The sequence below is a fragment of the Xanthomonas bonasiae genome, assembly GCF_014836395.1.
Taxonomy (GTDB): Bacteria; Pseudomonadota; Gammaproteobacteria; order Xanthomonadales; family Xanthomonadaceae; genus Xanthomonas_A; species Xanthomonas_A bonasiae.
On record NZ_JACSQX010000009.1, the window covers coordinates 278909 to 287968 of the forward strand.

The window sequence follows — 9060 nt, forward strand, 5'->3', positions numbered from 1 at the left end:
CTACTCCTTGCTGGATCGATCCGGTTCGCGGCGGGCGTACGGCCCGAGGGTGGTGCCGGTGAAACCGCCGGCCACGGCCGTGCTGAGCATCGCCGCATCGTCGTCGCGGCGCAGCCACTGCCAGTCCTGGCCATCGGCGGCGAAGGCGAAGGCATAGCGGCCGCCGTCGCCGGCGATCTTCAGGCGCAGCGCGCCCTTGGCATCGACCGTCCTGCGCGCGACGGTGGTGGTGCGCTTGCCGTCGCGCTTGTCGAGGAACACTTCGGCGCGTGCGCCGCGGCGGCGCACGCCGAGCACGTACCAGGCATCGGCATTCTGGAACGCGGCCAGGCCGGCGACCAGGCCCGGCCGCGCCGGTATCTGCACGGCGGTGCTGGCGTCGAAGCGCGTGTGCTGCTGCCGGTAGCCCAGGAACGCGGGATTGCCGCTGCCGTCCAGGCCTTGCGCATCGGGTTGCAGCGTCAGCCAGCCCGGGCGGGCGCGCAGATCCAGCCATTCGCGCTTTGGCGTGCGCAACAGCAGCCAGCGGCGATCGCGCTGCGGTGCATCGAAGCCATCGCGCCAGGTGAAGTTGCCGGTCAGCGGTGCTGTATCGGCGTCGGCGCGCATCCCTGCAGGCCCCGGCGCGACGTAGGGAATCGGCTGCCCGGCGGGCAGGATCGACGGCCAGCCGTCGTGCCAGGTCACCGGCAGCAGGAAGGTCTCGCGGCCGGTGTTGTAGCGCTCGCCCGCGTACGGGCGGCTGGCCAGGAACAGCGCCCACCACTTCCCGTCGGGGCCTTCGACCAGGTCGGCATGGCCGGCATTGGTGATCGGGTCGGCGCGTTCGGCGGGCAGGTCGCGCTGCGTCAGGATCGGATTGTGCGGCGCCGGCACGTACGGCCCCCACGGCGTGCGGCTGCGCAGCGCCACCTGCGAGTGCTGCGGGCCGGTGCCGCCTTCGGCGCAGGACAGCACGTACCAGCCGTCGCGCTTGTACAGGTGCGGGCCCTCGATCCAGATCGGCTTGCTGGCCAGATCGGTGCCGCCGTTGACCAGCACCTGGCGCGGGCCGACCGGCTGCATTCGCGCCAGGTCGAAACGCTGCATCCAGATCGCGCGGTGGCCTTCGTACAGCGGCGCGCCGTCTGGCGGGCCGTTGTTGAGCAGGTAGGCGGTGCCGTCGTCGTCGAAGAACAGCGACGGGTCGATGCCGTCGATGTCCGGCAACCAGTGCAGCGGCGACCAAGGCCCGGCCGGGTCGTCCGCCGTGGCGATGAAGTTGCCGCCGCTGTCCACCGCAGTGCCGACCACGTAGAAGCGGCCGTCATGGTGCGCGATGCTGGCGGCGAACATGCCGCGCGACACGCGCAGCCCATCGTAGTCCAGTTGCTCGGCGCGCTCGACCACGTTGCCGACCTGCCGCCAGTGCACCAGGTCGCGGCTCTCGAACACCGGGAGCGCCGGGAAATAGGCGAAGGTGGAATTGACCAGGTAGTAGCGGTCGCCGGCGCGGACGACACTGGGATCGGGATAGAAGCCGGCCAGCACCGGATTGCGGTAATGGCCGGGCGGCAGCGGCGTGGCGAACACCGCGTCGTCGCCGCGGTACTCGAACCAATCGAATTCGGCGATGTCGGCGGCCCGCCCGCGCTGCGCCGATGCCGTCTGCATCGCCACGACACACAGCAGCGCCACAACCAGTGCGCGTCCCCAGCGCATGCGCCTCACCAGTCCCACATCGCGCCGTCTTCCAGCCGTGCCACCGGCAGCTGCTTGGGCGCGTACGGATAACGTGCAGCCAGGGTTTCGTCGATGTCCACGCCATGCCCGGGCGTTTCGCCGCAATGCAGGCGGCCGGCGTGGAAGGTGTGGTCGTGCGGGAACACCGCGTTGGCCTCGTCGGAGTGGAACATGTATTCCTGGATGCCGAAGTTCGGCACCCAGGTGTCGAAGTGCAGCGCCGCGCCCATGCACACCGGCGACAGGTCGGTGGCGCCGTGGAAGCCGGTGCGCACCTGGTGCAGCGCGGCGAAGTCGGCCAGCCGGCGCACGTGGGTGATGCCGCCGGCGTGCACGATGGTGGTGCGGATGTAGTCGATCAGCTGCTGCTCGATCAGGTGCTTGCAGTCCCAGATCGAATTGAACACCTCGCCCACCGCCAGCGGCGTCACCGAATGCTGGCGGATGGTCTCGAACGCGCGCTGGTTTTCCGCAGGCGTGGCGTCTTCCAGCCAGAACAATCGGTACGGCTCCAGGTCGCGCGCCAGCCGCGCCGCCTCGATCGGGGTCAGGCGGTGGTGCGCGTCGTGCAGCAGTTCGATCTCGTCGCCATGGTCGGCGCGCAGCTGTTCGAACAGCTTCGGCACCACGCTGAGATAGCGCGGCGTGGACCACACGGTCTCGGTCGGCAGTTCGCTCTCGGCCGGTTCGTAGGGCTTGCCGCCGCTGGAGATGCCGTAGGTCTTCTTGATCCCGGGCACGCCGCATTGCGCGCGGATGGCGATGAAGCCGAGTTCGCGGAAACGGGCGACCTCCTCGCTGGTCTCGGCGATGTCGCGGCCGTTGGCGTGGCCGTAGACCAGCGCACCTTCGCGCGAGCGCCCGCCCAACAGCTGGTACAGCGGCATGCCGGCCATCTTGCCGAGGATGTCCCACAGCGCCACGTCCACCGCGGCGATCGCGGTCATCGTCACCGGCCCGCGCCGCCAATAGGCGCCGCGGTAGAAGAACTGCCAGATGTCCTCGATGCGGCCGGCGTCGCGGCCGATCAGGTTCGGCACCACGTGGTCCTGCAGGTAGGACGCCACCGCCAGTTCGCGGCCGTTGAGGGTGGCATCGCCCAGGCCGTACACGCCGGAACGGGTGACGATCTTGAGGGTGACGAAATTGCGCCCCGGGCAGGTGACGATGACCCGCGCCTCGACGATCTCGCGATCGCGGGCCGAGCCTTGGGCGGAAGAAGCGCTATCGGAAGTCTGGGTCATCGCGGATCGCTCACGGGGAAGAAGCCGCGGCCGCACGGGCCGCGGACGGGAGGGAAAGCTCGAACGGACCGGCCGGCAGCCCGGCGCGATCGAACAGGGTGCACACCGGGCTGTCGGCCCAGCAGTAGCGCACGCGGGTAGGCGCGGTGCCGGCGGGCACCGACAGGCGCACGCTGCGGCCGTGCAGTTCGGCCTGCGCATAGCGGCAGCTGGCGGATGCCGCGCCGCACAGTTCGAACCCGATCGGTGCGTCCGCGCTATAGGTCTGCAACGCGCCATCGATGTCGTCGAAATCGACGACCAACGCCGCGCCATCGTGACGCAGCGCATGCGGCACCGGCCCAGACGGCGCCAACGCCTCGCCATAGACCACGTGCCGCGCCGCGCGCGCCAGGCGCCGGCCGAGTTCCTGCTTGTTGGCCGGATGGATGTCGTAGCGGTCGCCGATGTCGATCGCCACCGCCAGGCCGGCATGCGGATCGGCGGCGGCGAAGCGCCGTTGCGCCTCGCGCAGCTGCGCCCAGCCGCTGTCGCCCGGCTGGGTGGGCGGCGCGCCGTAATTGGCCAGCTGCACCACCAGCAGCGGCAATTGCGCGCCGAAGCGCTGCCGCCAATCGCGCTGCCAGGCGTCGAGCAATGCCGGATAGCCGGCCGCATCGCCGGTATTGGATTCGCCCTGGTACCACAGCACGCCGCGCAGACCGACCCGGCCCAGCGGCGCGATCATGCCGTTGTACAGCGTGGTCAGGCCCGCGGCCGAGGACCACGGTGCGCGCGGCGGCGTGCCCAGCTGCGGCGGCACGATGCGGTACTGCCATCCGGCCAGCGCCACCCGGCTGCCGTCGCCCAATTGCAGCTGCTGCGCCTGCGCGTCGCCGAGCAGGCCGCCGCGGCGGTAGCTGTTGTACACGTTGACCACCACGGTGTTCTTGCCCGCATGCAGCACGCCGCGCGGCAAGCGGTAGCTGCGCGGCTGGTCGGCGCCGTAGCTGCTGCCCACCGCCTGGCCGTTGACCCAGGTCTGGTCGAGTTCGTCCACCGGCCCCAACGCCAGCGTCGCCTGCTGTTTCGCTTGCTCGGCGCTCAGCGTGACCGTGCTGCGGTACCAGACCATGCCGTTGAAATTGACCAGTTGCGGTACGCCCCAGTCGTCCCAGGCGCCCAGCGCCGCAGGCGCGTCGCGCCAGTCGCCGCCTGCATCGTCCGGCTGCCACGGCGCGCCGCTGCCGTGCGCGCGCCACCACGTTTCCCACAACGTGCCCCAGCGCGGCGCCGCCTGCTGCGGATCGATGGCGTAGCGCGCCAACACGTCCAGCGCCGGCGCGTTGCCGTCCACCTTGCGCAGGGCCGCATCGCCGATCCATGCCTGCATCTGCGAACCGCCCCAGGAGGCGTTGATCAGCCCCATCGGCACGTCCACGGTCTTGCGCAGTTCGCGGGCGAAGTAATAGCAGGCCGCGGAGAACGCGCCCACCGTCTCCGGCGTGGTCGGCTGCCACGCGGTCGCGCCGCCGAACTGCGCCTGCGGGGTCGGGCTGGACTGCGCCGGCACCTTGAACATGCGGATCGCCGGCTGCTGCGCATCGGCGATCTCGCTGCGCGTATCCAGCGTGCGCTGCACCGGCAGCTCCATGTTCGACTGGCCCGAACACAGCCACACGTCGCCGAGCAGCACGTCGTCGGCGCGCTGCACGCGGCCGCGCGCGGTGCTGGCCTGCAAGACGTACGGCCCGCCGGCCGGCAACGGCGCCAGCTGCGCCTGCCAGCGGCCCTGGCGGTCGGCGCGCGCCTGCACGCGCTGCTGCGCCAACTGCACGGTCACCGTCTCGCCGGCCGCGGCCTGCCCCCAGACGCGGATCGGCGCATCGCGCTGCAGCACCGCGTGGTCCTGGAACAGGGCATTCAACAGCGGCGCGTCGTCTGCATGCGCGAACGCGGGCGCGCACAGCGCCGCCAGCAGCAGGCGGCGGGCGATGTGGACAGCGGAACGGTGCGGCGTCATTTCGGATTTCCCGGTGCGTACGGAAACGACAGCGATTGGTAATACGCCAGCGGATGCGGCGGCGGCGCGGTGCCCGGCGGCAGCGCACGGCCCGACACCTGTTGCCAGTAGGCGATGCTGGCATCGCGCCACCACTGCGCCTCGTGCTGCTGGATCGCCAGGAAATCGGCGACCTGGCGATAACGTTGCGCATCCACGTACGGCGCCAGCCCGGCCCAGGTCGCGCGCATCCGTGCCACCTCGGCCACGCCGTGGTCGTAGCGGCCAAGCAGCGCGTTCCACAGCGGCTGGCCCGAGGCCATGCGGTGGTCCCACGGCACGTGGTGGAACCACAGCAGGTAGTCCTCCGGCACGGTGCGCACGTCGCCGAAGCGGCGCGCCAGCGGCGGCGCGTACTGCGCCACCGCGTTGCTGCCGGTCGCACTGCGGTCGAAACCGATGCCGTTGCGGTCGGCGCGGTGGTAGTACACCGGGTCCCAGTCCGGCCGCGCGCTGCCCGCATCCCACGGCGCCGGGCCGTAGTGGTGGCCGCGGCCCATCAGGTGATGCAGGCCGAGCGGGGTCATGTAGTCGACCGCCGCCTGGTGCGAGGCCATCATCATGCCGACCACCGGTGCGACCAGCGCCGGATCGTTGCCGAACGTCATCCGGACCCAGTCCTCGGCGATGGCCTGCGCATCGCCCTGCGGATCCCAGGCCAGCCGCCCGAACGCGTACCAGTTGGCCTGGTCGAAGATCGAGCCGCACCAGTTGCGGTCCGCGCCGATGTTGGCGACCCCGGTGATGCCGCTGAGCGCGTGCCCATCCACCGCGCCCTCCACCACCCGCGCCACCGTCGCGCGCTTGCCGCGCCGCGTGTCGGACTGCAGGGTTTCCTGGTACAGCGTGCCCAGGTAGACCAGGTGCGTGGCGAAACCCAGGTACTCCTTGGTGATCTGGAATTCCAGCATCAACGGCGTCTTCGGCATCGCCCCGAACAGCGGGTGGAACGGCTCGCGCGGCTGGAAGTCGATGGCGCCGTTCTTGACCTGCACCACCACGTTGTCGCGGAATTTCCCGTCCAGCGGCACGAACTCGCTGTAGGCCTGTTTGGCGCGGTCGTCCGGCTGCTCGTGCGAATAGACGAAGGCGCGCCACATCACCACCCCGCCGTGCGGCGCCAGCGCGTCGGCGAGCATGTTGGCACCGTCGGCATGGCTGCGCCCGTAATCCTGCGGTCCGGGCTGGCCTTCGGAATTGGCCTTGACCAGGAAGCCGCCGAAATCGGGAATGCGCGCGTAGATCTCGTCCGCCTTGGCCCGCCACCAGCGCTGCACCGCCGGATCCAGCGGATCGGCAGTGCGCAGTCCGCCGATCTCGATCGGCGCGCTGAAGCGCGCGCTCAGGTACACGCGGATGCCGTACGGGCGCAGCGCCGCGGCCAGCGCCGCGGTCTTGTCCAGGTACGCCGGGGTCAGGCTCACCGCCTTGGCATTGACGTTGTTCAGCACCGCGCCGTTGATGCCGATCGAGGCGTTGGCGCGCGCGTAGTCGGTGTAGCGCGGGTCCACGTAGCCGGGCAGTTTCTGCCAGTCCCAGAGCGAGGCGCCGGCATAGCCGCGTTCGACCACCCCGTCCAGGTTGTCCCAGTGATCGAGCACGCGCAGCTTCACCCGTGGCGCATCGCGCAGCGCCAGCGGCGCCGGCGCCTGGCCGGTCTGCAGCAAGCGCAGGAAGCGGAACGCCGCATACAGCGCGCCGCGCTCGCCACCGCCGACGATCGCGGTGACCGGGCGCCCCTCGACCACCACGCTGCGGATCAGATAGCCCTCTTCGCCCAGGCCGCGCGTGTCCAGCCGCAGCCGCGCGACCGCCGGCGTCGCCGGGGTGCCGAGCACGATCGCGCCGGCACGGTCCGCGCTGGCCGCCAGCGGCGGCTCGGCGCCGAGCAGCCCGCCCAGGCCGCGGCGCAGCTCGTCGCGCGCGGCCCGCTGCATCGGTGTGTCGGCGCTGGTCACCAGTTGGGTGGCAGCCGCGCGCCACGGCGCGGCCTGCGCCTCGGCCAGCGGCTGGTAGCGCAACCATAGATCGTAGCCGTCCTCGGCCTGCGCCACGGCGATCGGCAATAAAAACGCCAGCCACAGGCAGGCACTGCGCAGCCAGCCGCCGCGCAACGGACGCCGACGCTGCAGCGCGCGCAGCCGCGCGTGGCCGCTCATGCGCGCCCCCGCCGGCACGGCGCCGGCGCACGCCTGCGGTCGCCGCCCACCCGGCTTCCCGGTACCATGCAGGCGTCACTCGTGTCGGGATCCACACCGTGTCGCGGCGCCGCCGCACACGCGGCTTGCGCAGCATGTCCCCGGTCGCGAGCCACGCCCGCAAGCCAACGAAGAGGCGCATCTTGGAGAAGGTCAGGAAATCGGTTCGCCGCAAGAGCCTCGCCGTGACCATCGACGAGGTGGCCGCACTGGCCAAGGTCTCGCCGATGACCGTGTCGCGGGTGATTAACGGCCAGGGCAACGTGCGCGACAGTACCCGCGAGCAGGTCATGCGCGCGGTCGACACGCTCGGCTACACGCCGAACCTGGCGGCCAGCGCACTGGCAGCCGCGCAGAGCACGCGGGTCGCGCTGATCTACAGCAATCCCAGCGGCGCCTACCTCGGCGAGCTGCTGGTCGGGGTGCTGCGCGCGGCCTCGCGCACCTCGATCCAGGTGGTGATGGACTACTGGGACGACCTCGGCCCGGAAGCCGAACGCAAGGCCGCGCGCAAGCTGGCCAAGAGCGGTGTCGCCGGGGTGATCCTGCCGCCGCCGCTGTGCGAATCGGATGCGGCGATCCGCGAGCTGGTGCGCGCCAAGGTGCCGGTGGTGGCGATCGCCTCCGACCGCTTCAGCGACCAGGTCGCCTGCGTGCGCATCGACGAATTCAACGCCAGCAAGGACATCACCGCCTACCTGATCGCGCAGGGCCACACCCGCATCGGCTACATCGCCGGCCGCTCCAACCTGTCGGCCAGCGCGCGCCGCTTCGAAGGGTTCCAGGCGGCGCTGGCCGAAGCCGGGCTGCGCCTGGACCGGCACCTGCTGCAGCCGGGCGACTACACCTACCGCTCCGGCCTGGACGCCGCCGAGAAACTGCTGTCGCGCCGCCATCGGCCCAGCGCCATCATCGCCAGCAACGACGACATGGCCGCCGCGGCGATCTCGGTCGCGCACCGGCGCGGCCTGGACGTGCCGCGCGACCTGTCGGTGGTCGGCTTCGACGACACCTCCGCCGCGACCACCGTGTGGCCGGAACTGACCACCATCCGCCAGCCGATCGCGGCGATGGCCGATGCGGCGATCGACATCCTGTTGCGCAGCATTCGCAGCAAGGAACGCACGGCCCGGACGAAGATCGATCATGTGCTCGCTCATCAGCTGGTCAAGCGCGATTCGGTGGCCGCACCGGCCGCCGCGCGCACCGAACGGCGCTGACGCGGCGGCGGGCGGCAGGGTCCGCATCAGCGGATCAGGTACTGGTTGATCAGGTTCTCGTAGGCTTCCTGGCGGCCGCTGACCTGCTTGGGCGCGCCGGCCTTGGCCGCGTGCGCCGCCAGGTCCGCCAGCGTGCTGCTGCCGGCCGCGAACGCCGCGCCGGCGCCGCTGTCGAAGCTGCTGTAGCGCTCGGCGCGCCACTGCTCCAGCGGCGAGGAGGTCAGCAGCGCATGCGCCACTTCCAGCCCGCGCGCGAACGCGTCCATGCCGCCGATGTGCGCCAGGAACAGATCCTGCGGATCGGACGACTCGCGCCGCACCTTGGCGTCGAAGTTCAGCCCGCCCGGCGCCAGCCCGCCCTGCCGCAGCACCACCAGCATCGCCCCGACCGTGTCGTACAGGTCGGTCGGGAACTGGTCGGTGTCCCAGCCGTTCTGCGGATTGCCGCGGTTGGCGTCGATGCTGCCGAGCAGCCCGGCATCGCTGGCCACCTGCAGGTCGTGCTCGAAGCTGTGCCCCGACAGCGTGGCGTGATTGGCCTCGATGTTGAGCTTGAAATCCTGGTCCAGGCCGTGCTGGCGCAGGAAGCCGATCACCGTGGCGCTGTCGAAGTCGTACTGGTGCTTCATCGGCTC

At 71.1% G+C, this 9060-nt stretch carries 5 protein-coding genes and 1 pseudogene; 1 reads left to right on the forward strand and 5 read right to left on the reverse strand.

Translation table 11 applies throughout. The features are described from left to right. The 4 genes from H9658_RS16270 to H9658_RS16285 are packed head-to-tail and all read right to left on the reverse strand — an operon-like array spanning position 1 to position 7139. On the reverse strand, positions 1-1653 hold the full coding sequence (locus tag H9658_RS16270) for a glycoside hydrolase family 43 protein (RefSeq protein ID WP_191826155.1): 1653 nt from the start codon (positions 1651-1653) through the stop codon (positions 1-3). A 53-nt stretch (positions 1654-1706) separates the two neighbouring features. Then, positions 1707-2966 carry a D-mannonate dehydratase ManD gene (manD, locus tag H9658_RS16275; RefSeq protein WP_191826133.1) on the reverse strand — a complete coding sequence of 420 codons (1260 nt, stop codon included), beginning with the start codon at positions 2964-2966 and terminating at the stop codon, positions 1707-1709. A 10-nt stretch (positions 2967-2976) separates the two neighbouring features. Continuing rightward, a complete protein-coding gene (locus H9658_RS16280) occupies positions 2977-4968 on the reverse strand; it encodes a sialate O-acetylesterase (RefSeq protein WP_191826134.1) in 1992 nt (663 codons plus the stop codon). Further along, positions 4965-7139, reverse strand: a complete 2175-nt coding sequence (locus tag H9658_RS16285; RefSeq protein WP_406848137.1) for an alpha-glucuronidase family glycosyl hydrolase — start codon at positions 7137-7139, stop codon at positions 4965-4967. The genes H9658_RS16280 and H9658_RS16285 overlap by 4 nt, the downstream gene beginning before the upstream one ends. 161 nt (positions 7140-7300) lie before the next feature. On the opposite strand from H9658_RS16285, the gene H9658_RS16290 reads away from it, so the two are divergent. Next, positions 7301-8425: a LacI family DNA-binding transcriptional regulator gene (locus tag H9658_RS16290; protein WP_225210038.1), complete on the forward strand. Its 1125-nt coding sequence runs from the start codon at positions 7301-7303 to the stop codon at positions 8423-8425. Positions 8426-8451: 26 nt separating this feature from the next. On the opposite strand, the pseudogene H9658_RS16295 reads toward H9658_RS16290, so the two are convergent. After that, a pseudogene (locus tag H9658_RS16295) lies at positions 8452-9060 on the reverse strand (xylose isomerase); the annotation flags it as partial.